We start from the raw sequence: 26,320 nt of genomic DNA, 5'->3' as shown, positions 1-26,320 counted from the left end.
TAATATCATTAGCCTATTGATTTTTCTTCTTATCAACTGTTATTAGCTATCATTAACTTGTAGACCAATAAAAACCTCCAAATCAGCTACTGACTTGGAGGTTTATTTTTATATCAATTATTCATACTTATTTGAAAACTACATATAGTTTTCAATACTTGGGCACGAACACATCAGATTCTTATCGCCATAAGCATCGTCAATACGAGCAACACTTGGCCAGAACTTATGAGCACGTACATAAGGCAATGGGAATGCGGCAACATCGCGGCTGTAGGGATGCGTCCACTCGCTATTGGTGACCATAGCGGCAGTATGCGGTGCATTGACAAGTGGGTTATCTTCTAGCGTCCAGTTGTCCTCGCCTGCTTTGGCTTTCATCGCTTCAGCTTTGATAGATTTTAGCGCACTGATAAAGCGATCTAACTCTTCTTTAGATTCAGATTCAGTTGGCTCAATCATCAGAGTGCCAGCCACTGGGAAGCTCATGGTTGGTGAATGGAAACCATAATCCATCAAGCGCTTGGCAATATCGCTTTCGCTGATGCCAGTTTCTTCCTTTAGCGGACGAATATCGATAATACATTCGTGCGCGACGCGGCCATTTTTGCCAGTATATAAAACAGGGTAGTGATCTTTTAGCTGAGCGGCGACGTAGTTGGCATTCAATAGTGCAAGCTCAGTGGCTTTAAGCAAACCATCACGACCCATCATGGCAATATACATCCATGAAATTGGTAAAATGCTGGCTGAGCCATAAGGCGCTGCCGATACGGCAGAACAGTCTTTTTGGGCATTATGTACAGGGCTTAGCGTATGGTTGGCCATAAATGGTGCTAAATGTGCCTTCATACCGATAGGGCCCATACCAGGACCACCGCCGCCATGTGGGATACAGAAGGTTTTATGCAAGTTCATATGTAGGACGTCTGCACCGACATCCGCAGGCTGCATCATGCCGACCTGCGCATTCATATTGGCACCATCCATATAGACTTGGCCGCCATGCTTATGAATCAAATCACAAATATGACGGATACCTTCTTCGAATACACCATGCGTCGACGGGTAAGTAATCATCAATGCACCTAGATTGGCGCTATGCTCTTCACATTTAGCGGTCAAATCTTCGATATCAACGTTGCCATTTTCATCCGTTTTGACCACGACGACTTGCATGCCCATCATCATGGCAGTCGCAGGGTTGGTACCGTGCGCTGACATTGGAATGAGACAGACATCACGATTGGTCTCGCCCAATGATTCATGATAGCGGCGAATCGCCAGTAGGCCAGCATATTCACCTGACGCACCAGAGTTTGGCTGCATAGACACATCATCAAAACCAGTAATGGCTTTGAGTTGGTCTTGTAGGCTATCAATCATGTCAATGTAGCCGGTGACTTGATCGCGCGGTGCAAATGGATGCACATTGGCAAATTCAGGCCACGTAATCGGTAGCATCTCACTGGTTGCGTTCAGTTTCATGGTACAGCTACCGAGTGAAATCATACTGCGGTTCATCGCCAAATCTTTGTCTTCGAGCGATTTTAAGTAGCGCAGCATCTCATGCTCGGTATGATGCGTGTTAAATACCGGATGGGTTAAGATGTCGTCGGTACGTAAATGTGCACTATCAAGTGACAGGCTAGCAGTCTCAGGCAAATCATGCGACTTACTCACGAACAGTTGGGTTAACACAGTAAAGTCTTGCTGATCACTGGTTTCACTAAAGGCGACACCCAGTTTGTTATCATCGAGACGCCATAAGTTATAACCAACATTGTCCGCATTTTCAAAGATTTGCGTCGCCAGTTTTTCTGAACCGCAATCGATAACGACGGTATCAAAGAACTGATCATGTACCACGCTTAAGTTGCTGTCATTAGCTTCTCTAATGACATTAGCAAAGGCTGTGGCAAAAGCATGGATACGTGTGGCGATACGCTTAACGCCACCTGGACCATGATAAACTGCGTACATACCTGCTAGGTTCGCCAGCAATACTTGCGAGGTACAGATGTTTGAGTTGGCTTTTTCGCGGCGGATATGCTGTTCACGAGTTTGTAATGCCATACGTAATGCCGTATTGCCTTGCGAATCTTTTGAGACGCCAATGATACGGCCAGGTGCTGAGCGCTTGGCTTTATCAGAGAACGCAAAATAAGCGGCATGTGGACCACCAAAGCCCATGGGAATACCAAAACGCTGGGTGCTGCCTAACGCTACGTCTGCGCCCATATCGGCTGGGGATTTTAGTAACACCAAGCTCATGATGTCACTGACGACGCTGATGTAGGTTTTGTTTTTCTTCACCGCAGCGATGACGTCAGTTAGGTCTTTTACATCGCCCTCAACACCGACGTATTGGAATAATGCCCCAAAATAATCACCTGATTTAGCGGTTTCAAAATCACCAACGACCACTTCCCAACCAAAATACTTGGCACGAGTATTAATGACATCTAAGGTTTGTGGATAGATACGGTCATCAACGAAAAACTGCGTCGATTTGCTTTTGCTCACCCGCTTTGACATGGCCATGGCTTCAGCAGCAGCAGTGGCTTCGTCAAGTAACGATGCCCCAGCCATTTCTAGACCAGTCAAATCGATACAAACTTGCTGGAAGTTAAGTAAGGCTTCTAGACGACCTTGAGCAATTTCAGCTTGATAAGGGGTGTAAGCGGTATACCAACCTGGATTTTCAAGCACATTACGCTGAATAACCGCAGGCATACGTACAGGTGAATAGCCTTGACCGATGTAGCTTTTATTAACGGTGATATTATCTGCCATGGCGCGCAATTTAGCCAACGCGGCGTGCTCACTCATCGCCAGTGGCAAGTCTAAGTCTTTGTGCAAGCGTACGGGCTCAGGCACCGTATCATTGATAAAGCTCGCCATGTCTTTATAACCAATTGTACTGAGCAGATCAGCTTGTTTGGTCTCATTTGAGCCTAAATGACGATAGACAAATTCAGCTTCGTTGAATAAACCTTGAAAGGTATCAAACGTCGGGTTTTGAGAGATAGTCATGACAGTCCTTGGTTAAGGGAGTAATAAAGGGATTGACTTAAATAAAATAACGTTAGGGTTAATTAAACGTAATGGACAAACTGTTCTTGGTCAAAGCGGAACTGGCTACTGTAAATGCCATTGTCAGCGCGTTCGCCAGCACCAATCATCATAATGATGTGCTGATCATCGCTTAAACCTAACAGGCGCTTCATGGCAGGCTCATCGAAGCCGCCCATCGGACAGCTATCAAAGCCGTGCGCACGTAGTGCCAGCATTAAGTTTTCAGCAGCCAGTGCCGTATTGTTGGTGGCCCAGTTTTTGGTGTCTTCGAAAGTATAGTAAGGTGACTTGATCGGCCCTTTTACCCGTCTAAATACTTGAGTAGCACTCCATTTTGCCGCTGACACCACGTTGGCTGGCCCTCGCAAAAAGTCCATGGCGACGACTTTGGTGTAGTAGTCTTTGACTTTTTTGGGCACTGGCGATTCAGGATATTCACGTAAGATTTGCTGGGCGTGATCTTGCCAGATATCCGTACGCGCAACGACCGCAATCAAGCGCGCTGCCGTTTTTGCCGCATTTTGATTCATGCAGTTTTTGACCGTACGTTTGCGCTTATCCGCATCATCGATCACATAAAATTCCCACGGCTGTAGATTGCTCGAGTTTGGCGCTAGCATGGCCAAACGCAGACAATCTGCTAACACATCGTCAGGTATCAGTGTGTCAGTAAAGCGACGCACGGAACGGCGTGACTCGACCACTTCACGAAACGCTTGCAGCTGCGGTGTGTGTTTGGGTGTGGCAATATTGTCGTTGTTATCAGAGTTGGAAGTCATATTAGGATCCATACTGGGGATTAAGTGATCAACTCGGTCAGTATTGAGTGTGTCTGCTCAATAGCGTCTGACAAGTGATTGATATGAATAAATCAGATAGCGATTAGACGTAATAAATTGAGCGATAAGTGCTTTGGAAAAAGTGGTCAGATACCAACTGATGCCAATATCTGTCATAGTAAATTATATTTTTCTAGTTGTATTTTTTAAGCTGCACTTTTTAGATTACAAATAGCGGTATTTCAGTTCAGTCAAATACCGCTTTTAAGCGAGAGAATAAGAATCAGATTATAGAATCGATTCAATTTAAAAGTGGTACAAGGCAACCGAATGCAGATGTATAGATCATACTTCAAGCGAGGTTAACGCTGTAACACTTTTATAGTGGATTGACTACAGCTCGTTTTCGTACTCATCAGCGGTTAGCAATGCTTCGTAATCAGCAATATTGTCAGGCTTCATTCTAAAGAACCAACCTTCACCGTATGGGTCAGAGTTGATGATTTCTGGATCATCTTCTAGTGCTTCATTGATGGCAACGACTTCACCTGAAATAGGCGCATAGACGTCAGAGGCAGCCTTTACAGACTCTACGACTGAAATTTCGTCATCAACGGCAATGGTATCGCCAACATCAGGAAGTTCAACAAACACCACGTCACCCAATAGGTCTTGAGCATGGTCAGTGATACCAACAGTGATAGTACCGTCGTCTTCTAGGCGTAGCCACTCGTGGCTGGCGATGTATTTTAGTTCTGCTGGGATATTGCTCATGGTCTCTCTCCTAAGTGATAGAGGATGGTTTACAAAAATAGTGGAAGCTAATAATAGAATTTATGATGACTAAGAGTCAAACTGCTGCTTGCCATTACGGACAAACGGTAGTTTAAGGACGCGGACATCAGCGAACTTACCTTTGCCACGCAAATCGACCTGTACATTGTCATCATCTGATAAGCTGGCAGGGACACGGGCAATCGCAATCGAATTTTTTAGGCTAGGGGAGAAGGTACCACTGGTAATCACCCCAGTTTGTTCATTGTCCGTGCCTTGATTGATAGTCACACTCATACCTTCACGTAATACACCGCGCGTTGTCAATAGTAAGCCAACTTGCTTCATGGCGGTGTTGTCGTCTTTTGACTGCTGGCGTTTGCTGACTAAAGCTTCACGACCGACAAAATCACGCTCGTCTTTTAATGCGAGTGTCCAACCCATATTACATTCGTAAGGGCTAATGGTCTCGTCCATATCGTGACCATAGAGGTTCATACCGGCTTCCATGCGCAACGTGTCGCGCGCGCCAAGGCCGGCTGGCTTCACGCCATTGACTTTTAATAATTCAAAGAATGCTGGAGCATCATCGCCATGCATAATCACTTCGACGCCATCTTCACCAGTGTAACCCGTACGAGCCACGAACCAATCAGCGCCTTCGATGTCTGTTAAGTCAGCACCAACGAAAGGCTTAAGTTCAGCCAACGTATCTGCCCAGCTAGGTTTAGCTTGTGCCAGTTTTGCAACCGCATTTGGTCCTTGCACGGCAATCATGGCAAGCTCTGGACGCTCAGTAATATTGATGTCAAAACCTTCGGCGACTTTTTCAAATTGTGCCATGTCTTTATCACGAGTAGCCGCGTTTGAGACGATACGATATTCGGTAGCCTCTTCATTCATTAAGTAAACGATTAGGTCATCAATGACGCCGCCTTGCTCGTTGAGCATGCCAGAATATAGCGCTTTACCGACGGTTTTTAGTTTATCAACATCATTGGCCAATAGTTTCTGTAGCCAAGCTTTGGCATCACCACCTTTGATATCAGCGACGACCATGTGTGAGACATCAAACATGCCAGCATCGGTACGCACCGCTTCATGCTCTTCGATTTGTGAACCGTAATGAATGGGTAATTCCCAACCAGAAAAATCCACCAGTTTGCCCTCACTATCGACGTGAGACTGGTAAAGGGGCGTGCGCTGCGGTGCTTGAGTATTTTGAGCGTGAGTTTCTTGAGAGTGGGTATCGGTCATAACAAATCCTTATGTGTACATCAGTCGTACTCGGTAGAGTAATGAGCGATGTGCAGTATCATAGTAGAGAGAAGCAATATTGCAGGGTGCAAGCATTGCAACCAAGGGCGGCACAGAAAATAAAGATAGAGCAATAAGCCAAACAAACGCTGAACGTCGGTTTAAGCAAAAGCCCTATCTGTCCTGTGACCTGAGATTTTCAACACGAATCATCATGGTTTTAAAGGCAGCTCTAAAAAATATATAAAGAGCTTGGCTTTAAAAGACCTATCACTGATGATAGCGTATTTTCTCCCCTTCGGTGGGTAAGACGTCGTCCGTCCTTACCGCTCTCCAGATTTGTTATGCCCAATGCTTGAGTATGTGATGCACAAATGATGGCAGCACAGCAAACAAAGATGACATGTGCTTTTCAGTCCTTTTACCTGAGCGATTGGCAGGGTGGATGCGCCTTCGGTGGTCTGGTGGCAACGTGCAACGTGGTATGACCAATACGGTCTGATACAACAGTTGCGCCCGCAGACTCTCTCCTGAAAAACGCTTTTATTATGAAAGGTTCAGGGCGCTTTTACAAGTCATCAACCGCATTAAAGTGCATAATTTTGTCGAAAACGACATTATTGTCAGAATAAACGGTCGAAGTATCGATAAGTTGAACGCTTTAGTCTTTATGACAGCGCATAATTTTGGCATGGTTTACCATAGCAGAACGTAAAGCGACTACTGAAATTTAGCGAAATTATGCTAACCTACGCCTATAGTTTCTGATAGGTGGTCCTTATGCATTGTGATATTTATAAATTTTCCAAACATGACGGTATGTATGTCTATATTGCTCGCCCTGATTATCCTGATGACACCGACGAGCTGAAGGACTGGCTTGGCGTGTTACCCAAAGATTTCCGTGCTGGTTTAGGTCGCAGTAAGTTTGTGATGCATCTAGATTTAGAGGCGACACCGACGCTTGCGCGCGTTGATAAAGCAGAGGTATTGGCAAAGTTACAAGCGCAAGGATACTTTGTACAGATGCCGCCACAAGACGTTATGCGCCGGCAAGCAGAGTTACGTGCACGCGAAGCGCAGGACAATATTTACGACTAACATGCTTTTTTGCAACGATTAATAAGCGAGTTTGCAGCGATTGATAGGCAAGTACGCTTCGTTCTTTCTTTGAGTAAGCGATAAAAAAACAGGTCTCAGCAATGGGCAGCATGCTTTTTATTAAGAAGTCGTGATAAACTAGAACCTATCAAGCGTACATGTCGATGATGTATTCGGTCTTATTTTTAGTACGACAGAACGTACCATATAGCTATTGTAGCTACTGCTAGGCGCACAACGTCTTGCTAGGTTTATAAACGCAGGTAACTAAACACGCATGGACTGGTTAAAAAATATCGTAAACAGCTTACCGCTAGAAGCCATCAGTGATATTCTCGGTGAGATTACTATCTGGTGGGGACAGCTGGTAAAAGATGTGCCACCCGCAGACTTACCGATGTATGCGTATCTTGGTGGTGTCGTGATTGTGTTGGTATTGTGGTTGTTGGTCGCTCGCATGCTACCACGGCCGCTCGGTGGTATGAGCTGGATGATACTGTTTGCTGTGTTGTTGGCACCGGGCACCACCCTTGGCGATCCTAGTGTGATCGCGCCGGCGAGCATTGGTGTCGTCTATGCCATCATGATGAAGGATATGGCGGGCGCAGTTGCTAATATGCTACCGATACTGGTGGTGTTAGTGGTTGGCTTGTTTGTTGGTTTTGTCTGGCAACTTATTCGCGGCGCGTTTGAGTCAAGTTTGGACAAAGCACGCAGCCGTAGTGCAGAAGACACGCAGGCAACGGTTCAATTAACCACTGGCAATTATCTGACAGAAAATCCAAACCTCGTTGGACAGCCTGATAATGGCTCATTAGCGTCGCAGCCTAAAGCGGACGTCAATTTAAAAAAAGACAGCAAATTACCCAAAAAAACCGATCAGCTTTAACGGTAAAGTTGCCCTGATGAAGGTACTAGAGCTCTGAATAAGTAACAATCTGCATAAGCAATAATCTGAATAAGTAAAAAAAGACACCCGCGCGTGTCTTTTTTTATGTGAGCGTGTTCGTTTATCAATCCATGCCTAGATAGAGTAGTATGTTTGGATATTGGTGATAATTGCGAGCAACTGCGAACGCATGAGTATTTTGGCAATCAATCATGCTGTGCTAATCTAATTCATTATTTACCTTTCATCACTTGCCTTCTAATTCATTTAATTTATAACAATAACTGAGACTTGATTATGACCACGACTGACAAAACAAAGAAAAGCTTTACTGGCACGCAAAGCTATATTGCAACCGATGATTTACAACTGGCAGTCAACGCGGCGATGACTTTGCAAAAGCCGCTACTCATCAAAGGGGAGCCGGGTACAGGTAAAACCTTACTGGCTGAAGAAGTGGCTGAAAGTTTGGGTATGCCGCTGATTACGTGGCATATCAAATCAACCACCAAGGCGGAGCAAGGGCTGTATGAATATGATGCCGTCTCGCGCTTGCGTGATTCGCAGTTGGGTGATGATAAGGTTTATGAGATTGGCAACTATATCAAGCCCGGTAAGCTGTGGGATGCCTTTACCAGTAACGAGCGCAGTGTGTTATTGATTGATGAAATTGATAAAGCCGATATCGAGTTCCCGAATGACTTGCTGCATGAACTCGATAAGATGTCGTTTTATGTCTATGAGACAGGCGAGACCATCACTGCTGCACAGCGTCCTGTCGTTATTATCACCTCAAACAATGAAAAAGAGCTGCCCGATGCCTTCTTGCGTCGTTGCTTCTTTCATTATATCGACTTCCCAGAAGAGGACACTATGCGTCAAATCATCGACGTCCATTTCCCTAATATTCAAGAAAAACTGGTCAATGATGCGCTCGATATCTTTTATAAGCTGCGTAATGTTCAAGGGCTTAAAAAGCCACCATCAACCTCAGAGTTGGTCGATTGGTTAACGTTGCTACTGGCTGACGATATGGCTCAAGCAGAGCTAGAAGAAAACCTGCGCGGTGAGAAGTCTATTCCGCCGTTATATGGTGCACTGCTCAAAAACGAAGCCGATGTCAATTTATTGCAGCGCTTTGCTAATATGATGCGTCGTTAAGCGACAGACCATTTGTCATGATTAAAGCTCATGATTGAAGCCCATAAAACGGCTTCATTCGTCACCATATCAGCCAATAAGTGATGCGACTCTTATGTTTATCAAATTGTTCTATACCTTACGTACTTACGGTGTGCCGGTCAGTACCCGTGAGCTACTTGACCTAAATGCCGCGTTAGATCAAGGGCTGATGATGCAGACGCATCCTGAAAATCCAGAGCTGTCCACCTTTGCCAGTCGTGATGATATGTATCGGCTGATTCGGCTGTGCATGGTCAAAGACGAGCGCCACTTTGATAAGTTTGACCGCGCCATGTCAGATTATTTTGAAGGCGTCGACAGTCTCGATATGGATGAGCTGTTGGCCAAGCTGACGGACATTCCTAAAGAGTGGCTAGATCTCAAGCTCGATCCAAAAAATCTGACCGAAGAACAGCGCCGATTGCTAAAAAAATATGGCTCGTTAGAGGAGCTGATGAAAGCGCTTGAAGAGCGTCTTAAAGAGCAAAAAGAGCGTCATCAAGGCGGCAGTAAATGGGTCGGCACTGGCGGTACGTCACCCTTTGGAGCCTATGGCGACCATCCAGAAGGAGTACGCGTCGGCGGTGAATCGCGTAAGCGTAGCGCAGCCAAAGTCTGGGAGCAGCGTAAATATCGCAATCTCGATGACGACAGTCAGCTTGGTACGCGCCAAATTCAGATGGCACTGCGTAACTTGCGTCAGTTTGCCCGCACCGGTAGCGCCGATGAGCTAGACATTCATGAGACCATCAAGCGCACCGCCAAAAAAGGCGTGCTCGATATTCATATGCAAGCTGAGCGGCGTAATCGTGTCAAAGTGCTGATGCTGTTTGATGTCGGCGGCAGTATGGATGTCCATGTCGAGGCTTTAGAGAAGCTATTTTCTGCGGCTAGAAATGAATTTAAAACCTTAGAGTTCTTTTACTTTCATAACTGTCTATACGACTATGTCTGGAAGGACAATAACCGTCGCCATAGTGCGCCGATGCCAACCTATGAGCTGCTCAATAAATACGGTCGCGAGTATCGCGTTATCTTCGTTGGTGACGCGTCGATGTCGCCATATGAGCTGATGACGGTCGGTGGGAGCGTTGAATATATGAATAATGAGGCAGGTATTGTGTGGTTGAAGCGGGTACTGGAGCATTTTGACAAGGTGGCGTGGCTCAATCCTGAAGCGCCTTCTTATTGGCAGTATACCCAGACCATCATTGAGATCAAAAAAATCTTTGATAACAAGATGTACCCCATGACTCTGCACGGTGTTGAAGAGATGACCAACTATATGGCGCGCTAGTTATAGCGCAATCGTTTAGAGCATTATCCTGATTGCTCTAAAGAATAGTCGCCAACAGTATTATATTTGCATGTATAACAGACTCTAATCAAGCAGCCATTATAAGCTCATAATGGCTGCTTTTTTTGGCACAAAATAAGCGTCCGTTTGCAGCTTTGTTGGTTTTTACCAGAGTAGTAATCAGAGATACTTATTCTAAAAGCCTGTTACTTTAAAAACTTGTCACTCTAAAAGCCAATCACGCTAAAAATAACTGAAAATACTGATTCAGTATTGGTATGCGTAGACAAATATGATAAGATTCATTTTAAATATATCTTATAAAGATTTATGTCAGCCCTTCAATTAGAATTGCCAAAATGTTTGATTGATTTAGGCAATTCTAATCACCGCTGACAACTTAACTTTAACCTTACCCAAGCAATGTTATACATCACTAAGAGAGATATTATGGCTTCACCAAAAACGTTAGAAATCGTAAAAGCAACCGTACCCGTCCTTGAAGAGCATGGAACGGCAATTACCACGGTATTTTATAAAAACATGTTTGAAGAGCATCCCGAGCTGTTGGACATATTTAACGAAACCAATCAAAAATTGGGCCGTCAACAGACGGCTCTGGCGACGACAGTGTTAGCCGCTGCTAAGCACTTAGATAAATTGGCGACGTTATTGCCACAGGTCACCCAAATCAGTCACAAGCATCGCGCGTTACAAATCTTGCCCGAGCATTATCCCATCGTTGGTAAGCACTTAATCGGTGCCATTAAAGAAGTGCTAGGCGAGGCTGCCAATGATGATATCATTACGGCTTGGACGGAAGCTTATGATGAGATTGCTTCGGTATTTATCCAGATTGAACATGGTATGTATGAAGAGGCGATGTGGCAGGGTTTTTCACCTTTTAAAGTGACTGAAAAGGTAGCGGCTGCCACGGATATCGCCGCCTTTACGGTTGTGCCAGTGAACGAGCATTCAGAAAGTACACAAAGTATTGACCTGAGTAAATTAAATCTAACCGCTGGTCAATATATCACGGTCAAAACAGATCCAAAGGCCAGCGACCATGTTGCCCTGCGTCATTATTCTTTGTACTCTGCCAGTACCGATACAGGCGTCCAGTTCGCTGTGAGACGCGACAACCGTAATGAGCATCACGGTTTGGTTTCTAACTATCTACATGATGATTTAGAAGTGGGTGATACCGTTCTATTGTCGGCACCGGCGGGCGACTTTGCGCTCAACCAAGAGCTGGTTGAGCAAAATGAGATTCCATTGATATTGATGAGTGCTGGTGTTGGCGTGACCCCTGTATTATCCATGTTAGAAGCGCAAGTATTGACCAATCCGAAACGACATATTATCTGGGTTTATGCTTGCCAAAATGAAGCGCATCACGCTTTTAATCCTGAAGTGAATGCGCTGTTAGATAAGGCCGACCACGTAGAAAAGCATATTTTTTACTTCGAGTCTGGGCAACTATTAGATGAGGCATGGCTTGCTACCTTGCCTGAGCCTGCTGATATTTATGTCTGTGGCTCGATGCCATTTATGGAAAGTATGATTGATGGCTTGATGACATTAGATCATGGCGTTGATAGCGTCCATTATGAGCCCTTTGGTCCTAAAATGAGTCTGGGCGGCTAGTTTTTAGCTATTGTTGATAAAGAAAAAGCACTTGGATGACAAAATCGTCTCAAGTGCTTTTTTAATTTCAAACAATAAATGGTTAGTAACTGCTTAGGAAGGCAGAGGTATAAAAGGTATATTAATTTTTATTTTCAACCAAGCCAATCATCACACCCATCTCTTTTTTATCATGTGTAGCGATGCTGGGTGCATATAATGCCGATGCAATCCCGCCATCTAAAAATAGCGCATTTGCACAGTTTAAGTCATCTTTAAACAGCGCAGCAAATTGATAAAACGTCACAGGCTCATCGCTATTGACGAATTGGATGCTACCATCGCTGCAAACACCGGCACCATTGCGTAGCTTGAGTGAGGTGCTATCAGAGTTGAACTGCGGATGTATCTCGTTATTGATAACCAACATCGGACCCGATTGGGTGGCATACCAAGGCTGCGCTTTGCCGCTCTCAAGCTGCTCATTTAAAGCATTGCTTTCAGTGATTTTTACCTTGCCAGACTTATCCCACCACAGCACACCATTGGGCAATAAATGAAAATTGCCGCCTCCTTCTTTGGTATTTAACGCACGAATCTCTTTACCATCGATGACAGTATAGCCAATCGGTGCATAATTTTCGTTATACATGCCTGCATTCATGGCAAAACTAAGCGTTTGATTGTCTGGCAAGGTCGCTATTACATTGTCAAAGGTTAGCAAAGGTTGCTCGCTTGCAGACGATTGCCAAAACAGCTGTAAAGAGTAGCGCTCGCTATTTAATGCATTGGTATCGATACGGCAGATGCTATAAGAAAACGGCGAGTTTTGTGTTTCGCATGACCAGTTTTCTGTATCATTGTCAGATGCATCAGCACCTATCGGCTGGCAGGCACTAACGCTCAAGGCCATAAGCGCTGCCGCCAGTAGGGAGTGGGGTAAAGCAAAACCGAAACTTGGCATCAATGAGGTGTCTTTTATATTAGGACTATAGTCAGTGAAAAGTAATATCGATATATCATGTACAACTGATATCAACTTTTCTTGCTTGCTGTGCCTGCGCAGACAGAGGCTACAAAAAACTGATATCAGCAATAGCATCGCGTTTTTAGAAGATTTTAACGATATAATTGGGTCTATAATTTATAGGCTTGTATGGCTATTAGCTTATTATTTGCTAGCAGGCGGGAAGTCGCGAAAGGTATTATTGACATTACCAATCAGCCGACCACCATTAATTTCATTATACTCAGGACTACCCAGGCTTGCTTCTGTGGGTGCGCTGGTTTCTTTGCCTTTATCACGCGAGTCCTTGTTATAAGCAATCAACGCATCGTTATTGGCTAAGAAGCTATCGGGGTTTGCCATAACCCACATCTGGTTGAAAACGTCTGCGCGGGCACTATGATCAAGTAAAGCGCCTCTATCGGTAAAGTAAAAGAACTTGGATAATAATTTGATTTGGCCGTCGTCTAAGCGGCGAGCGATATGATAAGGCTGCAACTGACTTGGGTGTTCAAGTCCCACCGCTCCCACGATACTGGCGAGAGATTTGAGGGTGTTCTTGTGGAAGCTTGCGACGCGCTCGGCTTTGCTGGGGACATCCAGTGCTTTTTGACGATACGGGTCTTGAGTAGCCACACCAGTCGGGCAGGTATTGGTGTGACATGAGCGTGACTGGATACAGCCAACGGCAAACATAAAGCCACGCGCTGAGTTGCACCAGTCTGCGCCCAAAGCAATCATACGCGCAATATCAAAGCCGGATACGATCTTGCCGCTGACGCCAAGCTTAATCTTGTCGCGGATGCCTGCACCAACCAAGGTGTTGTGTACCAATAAAAACCCTTCAACCATCGGCATGCCGACGTTATCCATAAATTCAACCGGTGCTGCGCCCGTACCGCCTTCAGCGCCATCGATAACAATAAAGTCAGGATAGTTATCCGTTTCTATCATGGCTTTGACAATGGCCATAAACTGCCACGGTTGACCCACACATAACTTAAAACCAACGGGCTTGCCGCCTGATAAGTCACGTAGCTGCTGCCAAAAAGCCACCATTTCGCGTGGCGTACTAAAGGCCGTATGCGAAGATGGCGACACGCAATCCTGCCCCAGAGGAACTTGACGGGTATCAGCAATCTCTTGAGTGATCTTCTCAGCAGGTAGCACGCCACCTTTACCAGGTTTTGCACCTTGAGAGAGCTTAATCTCAATCATTTTAACTTGTGGATCGACCGCTTTTTCGGCGAAAGACTGTGGATCAAAATTGCCGTTGTCATCACGGCAACCAAAATACCCCGTACCCAATTCCCAAATCAAATCGCCACCGAACTTGCGGTGATACGGGCTAATCGCGCCCTCACCGGTATCGTGAGTGAAGCCGCCAATCTTTGCACCTTGATTGAGTGCCATGATGGCGTTGGCTGACAGACTGCCAAAGCTCATCGCAGAGATATTGAATACCGACATATCGTGTGGCTGCTGACAACGCTCACCGCCTACCATAATACGAAAGTCTTTGTTCTCTAGTGGTGCACTGATGGTGGATTGCAAAAACCATTCTTTACCATGAGTATATAAATTATCTAGCGTACCAAAGGCATTGGTGTCACTGACGTTCTTAGCACGTTGATAGACTAGTGCGCGCTGCTGACGTGAGAACGGTACTTGTTCTTTATCGTCCTCAAGCAAGTACTGGCGAATCTCAGGGCGAAAATCCTCTAATACATAGCGAATATGTCCAGCGACAGGGTAGTTGCTCAAGATAGCGTGCTTGGACTGAATCAAATCATAGATACCAAGTGCCACAGCCAAACCACCGATCACAATCAGCCACCAACTTACCAATAATAAGCCCGCTAATAGAATTAAAATCGCCGCGCCAAACGTGCTATAGCGAAGTAATAATCCGATAAAGTACGGCGAGCTGGTTTTTGGTTCAGGGTTTAGATTGGTACGAGATTCAGGCATAGCGAGGCTCAATAGTAATGATTGATATAGATAAGATGCTTACATTTGTCGCGTACATCATACACGCATGAGGTCATTACGTCGGTATCAATGGGTAACAGCTTGCCAAAATCACTTTCATTAGGAGCGGCATTAGTTCGATTGCACAAATAAGTAATGACAGTATATGCAATAAAGTGATTAAAAATAGCCCATATGTTACTTTAAACAGCAAAACCATCGAGCAGGGTAGCCATAATATTTTAATAAAATATCTAGATGAAGACATGCTGACAACTATTGATCCATTTGATGCGGTGCAATTGGCATATGTGATTGAGGTTTGTATCAACCATAGAAACCAAGCGGCGGCTGGGCGCTATCTGTACGCCAACTCCAGAACTCAGCTGAAAAGCAATAACGACAGCGACCGACTGCGTAAGTATCTGCTAAAGTTTGGGCTGAGGTTTGATGGGTTAAAACGATAATATTAAAAAGGATAAGACATGAACAACACAGGATTTGTGGCAGGGACTTTGATTCTTACAGACAAAGGTTTAGTGCCAATTCAAGATATCAAAGTGGGCGACTTAGTTTTATCAAAGCCTGTACTCTCCAAGCCTGAAGATGGTAGCGGTGACATAGAGTATAAGCCAGTGCTCAAGACCTTTGTGCATAAAGACAAAGAGATGTGGATCGTGCGTTTAGAGAAAAATAATACTTCGCCTTATAGATTAAAACCAGATGATGAAAATTTTGATATTCACAACTATCTGCTTGTCGATGAAAAAATTCAAGCAGCTAGTCCCATTAGTCATTTTCTAGCGACGCCCAATCACCCTGTTTGGGTCGTTGGTGCCATGGAAAACCCACAGGAAGATATTGATTTCTATGATCAGCCTCACTTTAAACGTGTGGACGAACTACAGCAGTATGAAATTGCTGTGAATACCGATGGCGTGATGTATACCGTTGAGCGTGTGCAACCTACCTATCAAGTCGCTAATGATAATTTAGAATTCAATCCAAATCATTACTGGTATCAAGAGCACTATCATGAGGGTTACTACGATGATTATGTGCAAGATGCCGAAGCGCATATGCTCGACTACAGTGAGGCAGAATATAAGGGTACGGGCTATGTTAAAGACGTCAGCTATTACCAGCAACACGGTTATCTCGACATTGGTATCAAAGACGAAAAAGGTAAAATACTGATAACGAACCACTTAAAGGATAATCAAGGCGCGCCTATCCCTTATAACGCAACCGTCTATAACTTTGAGGTGGCAGACAATCATACCTACTTCATTGGTCGAGCAGGACTATGGGTGCATAACACCAATGTGGTCAACCAGTCCCATAAATAATAAAAACAGTAAAAGGAAAGCTAATGAATAACAAAGGATTTGTTGCAGGAACGCTCGTTCATACAGATAAAGGATTAGTGCCGATTCAAGATATCAAAGTAGGTGACTTAATTTTATCAAAGCCTGTACTCTCTAAGTCTGAAGATGGTAGTGGTGATATAGATTACAAACCCGTACTCAGCACCTTTAAATCACCCAATAAGAAAAGTATCTTTAAAGTTGAGTATTTTAATGAGACCGCTGATGCGCGAGGAGAAAAGGGTAGCAATTATATCTTTTGTACCAGCAATCACCCATTCTGGGTAACTCGCCAGCCTGAAGATAAGGAAGGTGAATGGTTGTCGGCGGAGCGTTTACCAGCTGGATATCTAACGTCTGCTCATGGTGATACGATTGCACTTGATGATTACTCGTTTATCCCTGTACGCACCTTACCGAACTTCCCTGAAGGTACAGCGTATACTCAAAGTATTGAGGAACATGACTTATGGAAGACAAACGGTCTGGTTCAGTTTGTGAAATTTACGGATAATGGCTATCAGTATGTCAGTTTAGCGGATACAGAAGAAGCGTTCAGAGAAGAAATCAAAACTGTCAATCTGCAAACTTCTGATGCCAAGTTGCTCATCAATGAAAAGGCACCCTTTATTATAGACTCTGATCTTTATAAAACATTGAATGTCCGCTTAGTTCAAGATATGACTCCGTCCGCTCATTCTTTAGAGCGTTATATTGAGTTTGTAAACGCTCCGTTAATGTATGAAGGTAGGATAGTAAGAGAAAATAAGATTACCAATAAAAAGTCTCATGAAATAGCGCTATATACTATTGATAAATATGGTGATGCAACAGGATTATCAGAAGATAGTATTCACGAGCAGATGCGACGCTATAACGATGTCTGCCCCAATCCTTATGAAGACCATGTCTATAACATAGAAGTTGCGAACCATCATACGTATTTTGTCGGGCATGATGCGGTGTGGGTACTGGACGATAAAGAGCCAGCCAATTAACCAGCTCTTTAGTTTATATCAATAGAAAAATTATGACTGGCTGGAAGGCTTATATCTTCACCATATTACTGTTTTAAACCCCACCACCAATCCGCTCCGCCAACGTTTGCAATTTCGGCACTATCATTTCCGCATAATCGTCCGCTTCCCAATTAGCGCTTGGCACACTGGCATTAAGCGAATAGGCATGCTGTCCAGTGGCCACATCAAATACGCCAACGGCGACGGCCAATATATCGGTAGAAAACTCACCATCAGAGACGGTATAGCCATACTTTTCATAATGCTCTGCCGCGCTGGCTAGGGCGGTTTGCGCATCGTTATATTCTTCAACAGGTAAATTCTCTTGGAGATTACTAATAACGACAGCCTGTCTCGCTTGCGAGCTTGCCGCATAAAAGGCACGTCCAATGGCAGTGCGTGCCACAGGTACGGCGGAGCCAACCTGTAAGTTGACTGATAGGCGAGCAGGACTACGGCAGCAGGCGTGATAGCGCATTTCTCCCTCGACTTCGGTTGCCAAATTTACAGATACTTCATTGCTACTCGCAAACTGCCTTAGCAGTGGCTCAGCGGCTGCGACCATATCGTGGCGACTCCACGCAGTGGCGCTGAGTCGCACCGTGCTACTGCCCAATTGATACTGTCCGTGCTCGGTAAGACGTAAAAATCCAAGCGTGGTTAACGTATAAATTAGGCGTGTAACGGTTGCTTTTGGTAATTGTGTCATCTGGCATAATTGTTGATGACTGAGCTGCTCACAGTCTTCAAAGGCTGCTAATAAAGTCAGTCCACGTCCCAGCGCAGTGACAAACTGTCGGTCATTATCTTCCTTGCTTTGACCAATGACAGTAGTGATTCGGTCTAATAATGGCAGAGCTGTTGATACATTTTTTGTCATTTTATAATCGTCTGTGTTGATAAAGGGTTTACAACGCGGCTAAATTTTGCTTAAATAGTTTTATATTATGAAACTAAGTTTCGCACAGCGGAATTAAGAAGTCAATATCTTACTAAGTTAGTTCATATCTCATTCACTACTCGTCGGTCAGGATGACTGACACCAAGGAGCTCCACATGGCAACATCTACTAGCCCACGTTTTGATTGGGAAGATCCTTTTTTATTACGCGATCAGCTGACTGACGAAGAGCGCATGGTCACTGAAAGTGCTCGTCAGTTTTTTCAAAAAGAGCTAATGCCTGGTATTTTAGAGGCCAATCGCAACGAGAACTTTGATCGTAATATCATGCGCCAAATGGGTGAGATGGGCTTACTTGGGGTGACGATTGAAGGTTATGGCTGTGCCGGTTTGTCTAGTGTCGCTTACGGCTTGATTGCCAAAGAAATTGAAGCGGTTGACTCGGGCTATCGTTCAGCGATGAGTGTACAGTCAAGCTTGGTCATGCATCCTATTTGGGCGTACGGCACCGAAGAGCAAAGAGAGCGATACTTGCCAAAGCTTGCCACTGGCGAATATGTCGGCTGCTTTGGTCTGACTGAACCGGATTCCGGCTCTGATCCTTCATCGATGTCGACTCGTGCGCGTGCAGTGGATGGCGGTTATGAGCTGACGGGTAATAAGATGTGGATTACCAACAGTCCTATCGCGGATGTGTTTGTGGTGTGGGCAAAAGATGACGCTGGTGATATTCGTGGTTTTATCTTAGATAAAGGCATGAAAGGCTTATCAGCGCCGAAGATTGAAGGGAAGTTCTCACTGCGTGCCTCAGTCACTGGCGAGATTGTCATGGACAAAGTGTTCGTTCCCGAAGCCAATGCCTTCCCAGATATCCGTGGTCTAAAAGGGCCGTTTGGTTGCTTAAATAAAGCCCGTTACGGTATCGCTTGGGGCTCAATGGGCGCGGCTGAGTTTTGCTGGAAAGCGGCTCGTCAATACACGCTAGATCGCAAGCAGTTTGGTCGTCCGCTAGCCGCGACGCAGCTCGTGCAGTTGAAGCTTGCCAATATGCAAACTGAAATCACGTTGGGTCTACAGGCAGCGCTACGTGTTGGGCGTCTGATGGATGAAGACAATGCAGCGCCTGAGATGATTTCGCTGATTAAGCGTAATAATTGTGGTAAAGCGCTGGATGTCGCGCGTATCGCTCGTGATATGCATGGCGGTAACGGTATCTCTGATGAGTATCACATCATCCGTCACGTCATGAACCTAGAGGCGGTCAACACTTATGAAGGGACGCATGATATTCATGCGCTCATCTTAGGTCGTGCACAGACGGGTATTCAAGCGTTCTTTTAAGCGTTTTTAGTTGATACAACTGTATTTTGTGACGTACGTTATTGTTTTGCTTTTTACGAAGCAGTTATAGACAGTAGCGTACGTTTTTCAGTTGTTCTTCATGATTTAACCGTTAAGCGGCTAAATGATGCAGAACAGTTTTATGATCAAAAAATCAAAGAATACGCTACAAAATAAGGGATGATTATGACTGATAGGGCTAATAGGCCAGAGGGCGCGTTGCATGGTATCAAGGTACTGGATTTATCGAGAGTATTGGCGGGCCCTTCTTGCACACAAGTACTTGCTGATCTGGGCGCAGAAGTCATAAAAGTTGAGCGTCCACATATCGGCGATGAAACGCGTCATTGGGCCCCGCCAAAATTCAGCGATGACACTTCCGCTTATTACGCCACTATTAACCGCAATAAAAAATCGCTTACCGTCGATATTACTAAACCGGCAGGACAAGCCATTATCAAACAGCTCATTGCTGATAGCGATATTGTCGTTGAGAACTTTAAGGTGGGTGGTTTAAAGAAATACGGCTTAGATTACGACAGTTTAAAACAAGCCAATCCACGTCTGATTTATGCGTCATTGACGGGGTTTGGTCAGACAGGTCCCGACGCCAAGCGCCCCGGTTACGACTATATTATTCAAGGGCTATCAGGACTAATGAGTATTACTGGGCCAAGCGACGGCGAACCGCACAAGGTTGGTGTGGCCGTCGTTGATTTGTTTGCAGGCTTGCAGCTGACCATTGGCATTCAAGCGGCACTGCTGGCACGTCAGCATACTGGATTTGGACAACATGTCGATGTAGCATTGCTTGACAGTGCACTGGCGATGTTAGCGAACGTCGGTATGAATCATTTAGCCTCAGGTGATGTACCGCCAAGACTGGGTAATCAGCATCCCAATATCGTGCCTTATCAAGTGTTTGCTGGTGAGGGGGAGGCGCACTTTATCTTAGCATGTGGTAATGACAGCCAGTTTGCCAAGCTTTGTGACGTATTGGGTATTGATTGGCATAGCGACAGCCGCTTTAAGACCAATCCGAAACGCGTTGCCAATCGTGAGCTGCTATGTAATGAGCTGGCCAAAAAGTTCGGCGAGCAACCACGCAACTATTGGTTAGAGGTATTGGATCAAGCAGGCATTCCGTGCGGTGCTATTCATAACGTGGCCGAAGCTTTAGCCATGCCGCAAGCATTGGCACGCGAGATGATTGTTGATTTTAGTGAGCAGGGTAGTCCTGTTAGAGCACTGGGTAATCCCATTAAGCTTTCTGCATCACCTGTCAGCTATCGTACGCCGCCACCGCAATTGAGCGAGCATACCGATAGCACGCTTGCTGATTTGGGTTACGACAGCGAGATGATTGCCAAGCTTAAAGCGGATGGGATTGTTTAGTTAATGGCTCATTTGACTGTTTGAGACGTTTATTAAACAGCTAAGCCAAATGCTCCTCCTTAAAACCCAAACGCTGCTCAATTTGCTGTGCCAATTCAATCAGCACAGCACTGACCTCAGCATACTTAGACTCGTACTCTGCCTGCAAAAAACTAACCGCCATACCTGCAACGGCATTGCCTGACGCATTGCGAATATAAGTACCCAAGCAGTACATACCTTCGCGTAATTGCCCGTCATCGAGTGAGATACGACTGTCATGAATGGCGGCCATCTCAGTAGATAAGTCCGCAAAGTTATCGACACCGTTTGGCGTCAGTGGTTCAGGGAAGATACCTTCGTACAAGGATTCGATGGTTTGGATGGAGAGCGTAGACAACATCGCTTTGCCAGTCGCTGAAAATACCGCTGGCACGCGCACACCAGCACGGAAGGTAAAGCCGAGCGGGGCAGGCGCTTCATGACAGGCCAAAAATACTACTTCGCCCAAGTCAAGTTTGGATAAGGTAACGGTATGCTGCATGAGTATAGGATACTGCACGATGAGGTCTTTAAATAGCTGGATGACGCCTTGCTGCTGCTCATACTTGCCGGCCCAATACATCAGATAGGAGCCTAAATGAAAGCGGCTGTCGCTATCTTTATAGATGACATGCTTGGCCAGCAAGCTTTGCAAAATGTTATGGGTTGAACTACGCGGCAGCTTTAATTGCTTGGCGATATAAGCGGCAGTCAAGGGCTGTTGACTTGCTGTAATCAAATCTAAAATCTGAAAGGTTTTGTCCAATGCTGGAACGGCCGTTGTGCTCATAAGTCGCCTATAAAAAAGTAAAAACAAAAATAGTTAAGAGAATACTCAAAATAATCTGAATAAAGGTTGCAAATAGTGACGCATCATTCTTATAATGACGTCTCATATATAGAATTAATTTTCAGTATATTGAACAAAATACAGATGAGCAATAATTATTACTGACTGATCGTTTTAATTTTTAGTCTCTTATAATGAGCTTACTAACAATGAATGGTGTTGCCGTACTTTTAAAATGGCATAGTTTTGAGTTTTCACTTTAAATGGCCACATTATCAAATTGTTAAATAGCTTGCCCATAATAAATGCGCAAATCACGACCAACATGGAGTGTTACGATGCCAAAAAATACGCTAACCCTATCGAATTCAGAGCTACTAAAACAGCAGTGCTTCATTAAAGACGGCTGGCAAGATGCCAGTGACGGCGCGACTATCGATGTGACCAATCCTTTTAATGGCGAAGTCATCGGTACGGTGCCAAGCTTAACCAAACAAGACGTCGATGAAGCGGTCGCTTACTCTCATGAAGCGCAAGTATCATGGGCGGAAAAAACGGCCAAAGAACGTGCCGAGCTACTGCAAAAGTGGGCCGATCTTATTGATGAAAACAAAGAAGATCTCGCGATTCTTATGACTGCCGAACAAGGTAAACCATTGACGGAATCACGTGGTGAGATTGGTTATGCCAACAGCTTTATTCGCTGGTTTGCCGAAGAAGGTAAGCGCGTCTACGGCGATGTCATCCCCGCCAATCAATCACAACTGCGCCACGTTGTTTTAAAGCAACCGGTCGGTGTCTGTGCAGCAATTACGCCTTGGAACTTCCCTGCGGCAATGATTACCCGTAAAGCGGCTCCTGCTTTGGCTTCTGGCTGTAGCATCATCATCAAACCTGCCACCGAAACCCCGTTTTCGGCCTTAGCCCTTGGTGTATTAGCTGAGCAAGCTGGTATCCCAGCAGGCGTCATTCAAGTAGTGACGGGCAAATCATCGGTCATCGGTGAAATCTTAACGGGTGATGCCCGTATTCAAAAGCTATCGTTCACCGGTTCTACTGAAGTCGGTCGTACCTTGATGGCACAGTGCGCACCAACCATCAAAAAATTGTCTCTAGAATTGGGTGGCAATGCGCCCTTTATCGTCTTTGATGATGCCGATCTCGAAAAAGCTGCTGATGGTTTAATTGCCTCCAAATTCCGCAACGCTGGTCAAACGTGCGTATGTGCCAACCGTGTCTACGTACAAGCCAGTATCAAAGATAAATTCCTCGATATTTTTGTGAAAAAAGTTGAAGCACTTAACGTCGGTAATGGCATGGATGAGGGCGTTAATATTGGTCCTTTGATCAATGAAAAGGGCTTAGAAAAAGTACAAGCGTTATTAAAAGATGCCTTGGATAAAGGCGCGCACTTGGTCACAGGTGGTGACAAAAATGACGCTTCTCCGCTTAGCTTTAACCCAACCGTCATTACCAATATCAGTACCGACATGGATATCGCTGCTGAAGAGATTTTTGGTCCTATCGCGACGATATTCGTTTTTGACGATGAAGCAGAAGCTATCCGTCAAGCCAACGACACCATTTATGGTTTGGCCGCTTACTTCTATAGTGGCAGTTATGCACGCTCATGGCGCGTCACCGAAGGTTTAGAGTACGGCATTATCGGTCATAATACCGGTCTTATTTCTACCGAAGTCGCACCATTTGGCGGTGTTAAGCAATCAGGCTTTGGCCGCGAAGGCTCAAAATACGGCATTGAAGAATATGTTGTGACCAAATACTGGTGTTCTGACGTCAGCTAATGTTTGATTTCAACGCCGCACTGTAAGCTGTTCATTAAAAGCACCTCTTACCTAGCACCTAATGCTTGTTAAATGAGTGACCATCTAATCAATGGCGCTCATATTAAAAATAAAGAAAAGGACATTCCCATGACGACCACCAATCAATCATTACTTGCGCGCCGCAAAGCCGTTTTACCAACAGGACTTGGTGTTGCCTTTCCTATCTTCGCAGAAAAAGCCAAAAACTCTGAAGTTTGGGATGTGGAAGGCAATCGCTATATCGATTTCGTCGGCGGTATCTCAGTACTCAATACTGGTCACAGCCATCCGAAAATCACTCAGCGTGTCCATGAGCAACTTGATAAGTTTACCCATACTGCGGCACAAATGATTAACTATGAATGCTATGTCGATCTTGCCGAAAAGCTTTGCGAAAAAGCCCCTATCAGCGGTGAGAAAAAAGCGTTCTTTTTAACCACTGGCGCAGAAGCGGTTGAAAACTGTATCAAAATTGCTCGTGCAAAAACTGGTCGTCCGGGTGTCATCTCTTTCGTTGGTGGCTGGCATGGTCGTACCTTAATGTGCATGAGTCTGACGGGTAAAGTATTGCCGTACAAAAAGAACTTTGGTCCGATGCCAGGCCCTGTGTTTCATGCGTTATTCCCAGCAGAAGAACTGAACGTCACAGAGGCGCAGGCCCTGCATAGCCTTGAGATGATCTTTCAAGCGGATATCGATCCAAGTGAAGTGGCGGCGATGATTATCGAGCCAGTACAAGGCGAGGGTGGTTTCCATCAAGTGACGCCATCATTTGCCAAAGCCTTACGCGAGATTTGTGATGAGCATGGTATCGTACTGATTTTTGATGAAGTGCAGTGTGGTTTTGCGCGTACGGGTACGTTGTTCGCCAGTGAGCAGTTAGGCGTTGAGCCGGACTTGATGACCAGTGCCAAGAGCTTGGCAGGTGGTTATCCTATTTCTGCCGTTATCGGTCGCGCTGATATTATGGATGCGCCGCAAGTAGGTGGTTTGGGCGGTACTTATTCTGGTAACCCATTGGCGTGTGTTGCTGCATTGGCAGTGATGGAAGTCATCGAAGAAGAGAACCTGCTTGAGCGTAGTATTGAGATTGGAGACAAAATCGAAGCATTCTTAAAGGATTTAAACCTAAGTAGCATCGGTCATATTCGCCATAAAGGCGCGATGCTTGCGTTTGAATTAATCGACAGTGACGGCAAGCCTGATGTCGAGGCGACTACTAACTTAAAAGCCAAAGCATTCGAGCAAGGTCTACTATTAGCTTCGTGCGGCATGTTTGGCAACGCCATTCGTGTGATGGTGCCGCTCACCGTTGAAGATGAAGTACTGCAAGAAGGATTAGATATCATCAAAGGTATCCTAACGGCTTAATAAATATTGAGCCAATAGTTGATAGAACAGCAAGATTGCCCATATGGCACTCGCTTTGAGTACATTTTTTACAACGGCGCCTTGCAAGTCAAGACGCCGTTGCTGTCTCTACTATTTGAATCTCAAACAGGTATAGTCAAGGAATTTTAAAATCGCTATAAGGCGGCCGACCGCAGATAGTACATCTAGGGCGGGTAACACCGTAGCGGTTTAAAAGTGCTCTGGTAGTATATGACAGCTTGAATCAAAAGGTATATATGATAATTAGGTGTAATGGACATTATTCATGCTGTCATAGGGTCTAACGCTATATACTGTCTATATTTGCAAGGAATGAACGCCATGAATCAAAAAACTGCCCTTTTTGTAGTGATAAACACACCAAGAAGAATGGACGTAAGCTTGGCAAACAGCAGTATCAATGCCTAGCTTGCAGACGGCAGTTTTTAGGTGGCAACAGACTCAATAACCAAACACTTTGGACTGAATATACCCAAGGTAAACAGACTTACCAACAACTGGCTGATAAATACCACTGTAGTCTTAAAACCATTCAAAGACGCTTAGATAAAGTCAGTATCGAGTATCAGGTTAAACGACCAAAGACTGCTAATATCATCATGGACACCACTTACTTTGGTCGCAAGTTTGGTTTAATGGTCTTTATGGATAACACCACTAAAACCGTTCTTTATTACGCGATAGTCAGTCATGAAACTAATAGTGCTTATAAGCAAGGGATTGATCACCTAGCATCGTTAGGCGTTGATATACAAAGTATTACCTGCGATGGTAGACGAGGACTGCGTACGCTATTTACCGGTATACCTTGTCAAATGTGCCAGTTTCATCAAGTACAAATAGTGACCCGCTACCTCACTCGTCGCCCTAAGAACATCGCCAGTATTGAGCTTAGACAGCTCGCTTTAAACATAATACAGCTTGATAAGACAGCGTTCATAAAGCGCTTAGATCACTGGTATTTGACTCATGAAGCCTATCTTAGTGAACGTAGCATCAATACTGATACTGGTAGAACGTGGTACACGCACAAGCGTCTTAGAAGTGCTTATCGTAGTCTACGAACCAATAGTAACTGGCTGTTTACTTATCGAGAATATGAGCACTTAGATATACCAAATACGACCAATTCTCTTGAAGGGTTATTCAGTGAGCTAAAGCGACAATTGCACAGTCATCATGGGTTAAATGAGTACCGTAAGTTACGGTTTATTAAAGACTTTTTAGGGTCGAAGTCACTCAAATAGCATGAATTATGTCCATTAGCGACTACCTTCTACTTTTTAGCATGAATTTTGTCCATTACACC

General features: G+C 44.9%; 21 protein-coding genes and 2 riboswitches. Of the genes, 13 read left to right on the top strand and 8 right to left on the bottom strand.

Translation table 11 applies throughout. The features are described from left to right. Positions 1 to 138: 138 nt before the first annotated feature. From gcvP to gcvT, 4 genes are all read right to left on the bottom strand, one after another. Complete coding sequence (gcvP, locus tag W293_RS0104280) at positions 139 to 3,036, bottom strand: aminomethyl-transferring glycine dehydrogenase (protein ID WP_025651273.1); 2,898 nt, start codon at positions 3,034 to 3,036, stop codon at positions 139 to 141. A 62-nt stretch (positions 3,037 to 3,098) separates the two neighbouring features. Then, complete coding sequence (locus W293_RS0104275) at positions 3,099 to 3,857, bottom strand: nitroreductase family protein (RefSeq protein WP_025651272.1); 759 nt, start codon at positions 3,855 to 3,857, stop codon at positions 3,099 to 3,101. Positions 3,858 to 4,250: 393 nt separating this feature from the next. Next, positions 4,251 to 4,631: a glycine cleavage system protein GcvH gene (gene gcvH / locus W293_RS0104270; protein WP_025651271.1), complete on the bottom strand. Its 381-nt coding sequence runs from the start codon at positions 4,629 to 4,631 to the stop codon at positions 4,251 to 4,253. Between the two features lie 69 nt (positions 4,632 to 4,700). After that, positions 4,701 to 5,888, bottom strand: coding sequence for a glycine cleavage system aminomethyltransferase GcvT (gcvT, locus tag W293_RS0104265; RefSeq protein WP_025651270.1), 1,188 nt, complete (start codon positions 5,886 to 5,888; stop codon positions 4,701 to 4,703). 168 nt (positions 5,889 to 6,056) lie between these two features. Continuing rightward, positions 6,057 to 6,235: riboswitch (glycine riboswitch) on the bottom strand. Between the two features lie 56 nt (positions 6,236 to 6,291). Further along, a riboswitch (glycine riboswitch) is annotated at positions 6,292 to 6,431 on the bottom strand. Positions 6,432 to 6,668: 237 nt separating this feature from the next. Between gcvT and W293_RS0104260 the strand changes: the two genes are divergently transcribed. The 5 genes from W293_RS0104260 (at position 6,669) to W293_RS0104240 (ending at position 12,004) form a co-directional block, all read left to right on the top strand. Then, on the top strand, positions 6,669 to 6,989 hold the full coding sequence (locus W293_RS0104260; protein WP_025651269.1) for a YcgL domain-containing protein: 321 nt from the start codon (positions 6,669 to 6,671) through the stop codon (positions 6,987 to 6,989). A gap of 277 nt (positions 6,990 to 7,266) precedes the next feature. After that, the gene (locus W293_RS0104255; protein ID WP_025651268.1) at positions 7,267 to 7,878 is read left to right on the top strand and encodes a hypothetical protein; all 612 of its coding nucleotides are present in this window, start codon (positions 7,267 to 7,269) and stop codon (positions 7,876 to 7,878) included. A gap of 297 nt (positions 7,879 to 8,175) precedes the next feature. Continuing rightward, a complete protein-coding gene (locus tag W293_RS0104250; protein ID WP_025651267.1) occupies positions 8,176 to 9,039 on the top strand; it encodes an AAA family ATPase in 864 nt (287 codons plus the stop codon). Positions 9,040 to 9,133: 94 nt separating this feature from the next. Beyond that, a complete protein-coding gene (locus tag W293_RS0104245) occupies positions 9,134 to 10,357 on the top strand; it encodes a vWA domain-containing protein (protein ID WP_025651266.1) in 1,224 nt (407 codons plus the stop codon). 450 nt (positions 10,358 to 10,807) lie between these two features. Further along, positions 10,808 to 12,004 carry a globin domain-containing protein gene (locus tag W293_RS0104240; protein ID WP_025651265.1) on the top strand — a complete coding sequence of 399 codons (1,197 nt, stop codon included), beginning with the start codon at positions 10,808 to 10,810 and terminating at the stop codon, positions 12,002 to 12,004. Positions 12,005 to 12,125: 121 nt separating this feature from the next. Here W293_RS0104240 and W293_RS0104235 read toward each other — a convergent pair whose 3' ends face one another. Beyond that, positions 12,126 to 12,947, bottom strand: coding sequence for a phosphodiester glycosidase family protein (locus W293_RS0104235; protein ID WP_025651264.1), 822 nt, complete (start codon positions 12,945 to 12,947; stop codon positions 12,126 to 12,128). A 207-nt stretch (positions 12,948 to 13,154) separates the two neighbouring features. Next, positions 13,155 to 14,960 carry an FMN-binding glutamate synthase family protein gene (locus W293_RS0104230; protein WP_025651262.1) on the bottom strand — a complete coding sequence of 602 codons (1,806 nt, stop codon included), beginning with the start codon at positions 14,958 to 14,960 and terminating at the stop codon, positions 13,155 to 13,157. Between the two features lie 266 nt (positions 14,961 to 15,226). Here W293_RS0104230 and W293_RS0104225 point away from each other — a divergent pair, with 266 nt between their 5' ends. The 3 genes from W293_RS0104225 to W293_RS0104215 are packed head-to-tail and all read left to right on the top strand — an operon-like array spanning position 15,227 to position 17,325. After that, positions 15,227 to 15,427 carry a hypothetical protein gene (locus tag W293_RS0104225; RefSeq protein ID WP_156915637.1) on the top strand — a complete coding sequence of 67 codons (201 nt, stop codon included), beginning with the start codon at positions 15,227 to 15,229 and terminating at the stop codon, positions 15,425 to 15,427. 18 nt (positions 15,428 to 15,445) lie between these two features. Beyond that, positions 15,446 to 16,309, top strand: a complete 864-nt coding sequence (locus tag W293_RS0104220; protein ID WP_025651259.1) for a hypothetical protein — start codon at positions 15,446 to 15,448, stop codon at positions 16,307 to 16,309. A gap of 23 nt (positions 16,310 to 16,332) precedes the next feature. Then, on the top strand, positions 16,333 to 17,325 hold the full coding sequence (locus W293_RS0104215) for a Hint domain-containing protein (RefSeq protein ID WP_025651258.1): 993 nt from the start codon (positions 16,333 to 16,335) through the stop codon (positions 17,323 to 17,325). A gap of 73 nt (positions 17,326 to 17,398) precedes the next feature. Here W293_RS0104215 and W293_RS0104210 read toward each other — a convergent pair whose 3' ends face one another. Beyond that, the gene (locus W293_RS0104210; RefSeq protein ID WP_025651257.1) at positions 17,399 to 18,226 is read right to left on the bottom strand and encodes an IclR family transcriptional regulator; all 828 of its coding nucleotides are present in this window, start codon (positions 18,224 to 18,226) and stop codon (positions 17,399 to 17,401) included. A gap of 176 nt (positions 18,227 to 18,402) precedes the next feature. On the opposite strand from W293_RS0104210, the gene W293_RS0104205 reads away from it, so the two are divergent. Together W293_RS0104205 and W293_RS0104200 are read left to right on the top strand one after the other, a co-directional pair. Then, the gene (locus W293_RS0104205; protein ID WP_025651256.1) at positions 18,403 to 19,587 is read left to right on the top strand and encodes an acyl-CoA dehydrogenase; all 1,185 of its coding nucleotides are present in this window, start codon (positions 18,403 to 18,405) and stop codon (positions 19,585 to 19,587) included. Positions 19,588 to 19,773: 186 nt separating this feature from the next. Then, positions 19,774 to 20,982 carry a CaiB/BaiF CoA transferase family protein gene (locus W293_RS0104200; protein WP_025651255.1) on the top strand — a complete coding sequence of 403 codons (1,209 nt, stop codon included), beginning with the start codon at positions 19,774 to 19,776 and terminating at the stop codon, positions 20,980 to 20,982. A 40-nt stretch (positions 20,983 to 21,022) separates the two neighbouring features. Here the strand turns inward: W293_RS0104200 and W293_RS0104195 are convergent, their stop codons facing one another. After that, positions 21,023 to 21,793 carry an IclR family transcriptional regulator gene (locus W293_RS0104195; protein WP_025651254.1) on the bottom strand — a complete coding sequence of 257 codons (771 nt, stop codon included), beginning with the start codon at positions 21,791 to 21,793 and terminating at the stop codon, positions 21,023 to 21,025. A 338-nt stretch (positions 21,794 to 22,131) separates the two neighbouring features. Between W293_RS0104195 and W293_RS0104190 the strand changes: the two genes are divergently transcribed. The 3 genes from W293_RS0104190 to W293_RS0104180 all read left to right on the top strand — a co-directional run bounded on the left by W293_RS0104190 (position 22,132) and on the right by W293_RS0104180 (position 26,258). Next, positions 22,132 to 23,598: an NAD-dependent succinate-semialdehyde dehydrogenase gene (locus W293_RS0104190; RefSeq protein ID WP_025651253.1), complete on the top strand. Its 1,467-nt coding sequence runs from the start codon at positions 22,132 to 22,134 to the stop codon at positions 23,596 to 23,598. A gap of 129 nt (positions 23,599 to 23,727) precedes the next feature. After that, the gene (gene gabT / locus W293_RS0104185) at positions 23,728 to 24,990 is read left to right on the top strand and encodes a 4-aminobutyrate--2-oxoglutarate transaminase (RefSeq protein WP_025651252.1); all 1,263 of its coding nucleotides are present in this window, start codon (positions 23,728 to 23,730) and stop codon (positions 24,988 to 24,990) included. A 620-nt stretch (positions 24,991 to 25,610) separates the two neighbouring features. Next, on the top strand, positions 25,611 to 26,258 hold the full coding sequence (locus W293_RS0104180) for a hypothetical protein (protein WP_025650738.1): 648 nt from the start codon (positions 25,611 to 25,613) through the stop codon (positions 26,256 to 26,258). Positions 26,259 to 26,320 lie beyond the last annotated feature (62 nt).

This window comes from Psychrobacter sp. TB67 (genome assembly GCF_000511065.1).
Lineage (GTDB): Bacteria > Pseudomonadota > Gammaproteobacteria > Pseudomonadales > Moraxellaceae > Psychrobacter > Psychrobacter okhotskensis.
This window is presented reverse-complemented; position numbering and strand designations above follow the sequence as displayed.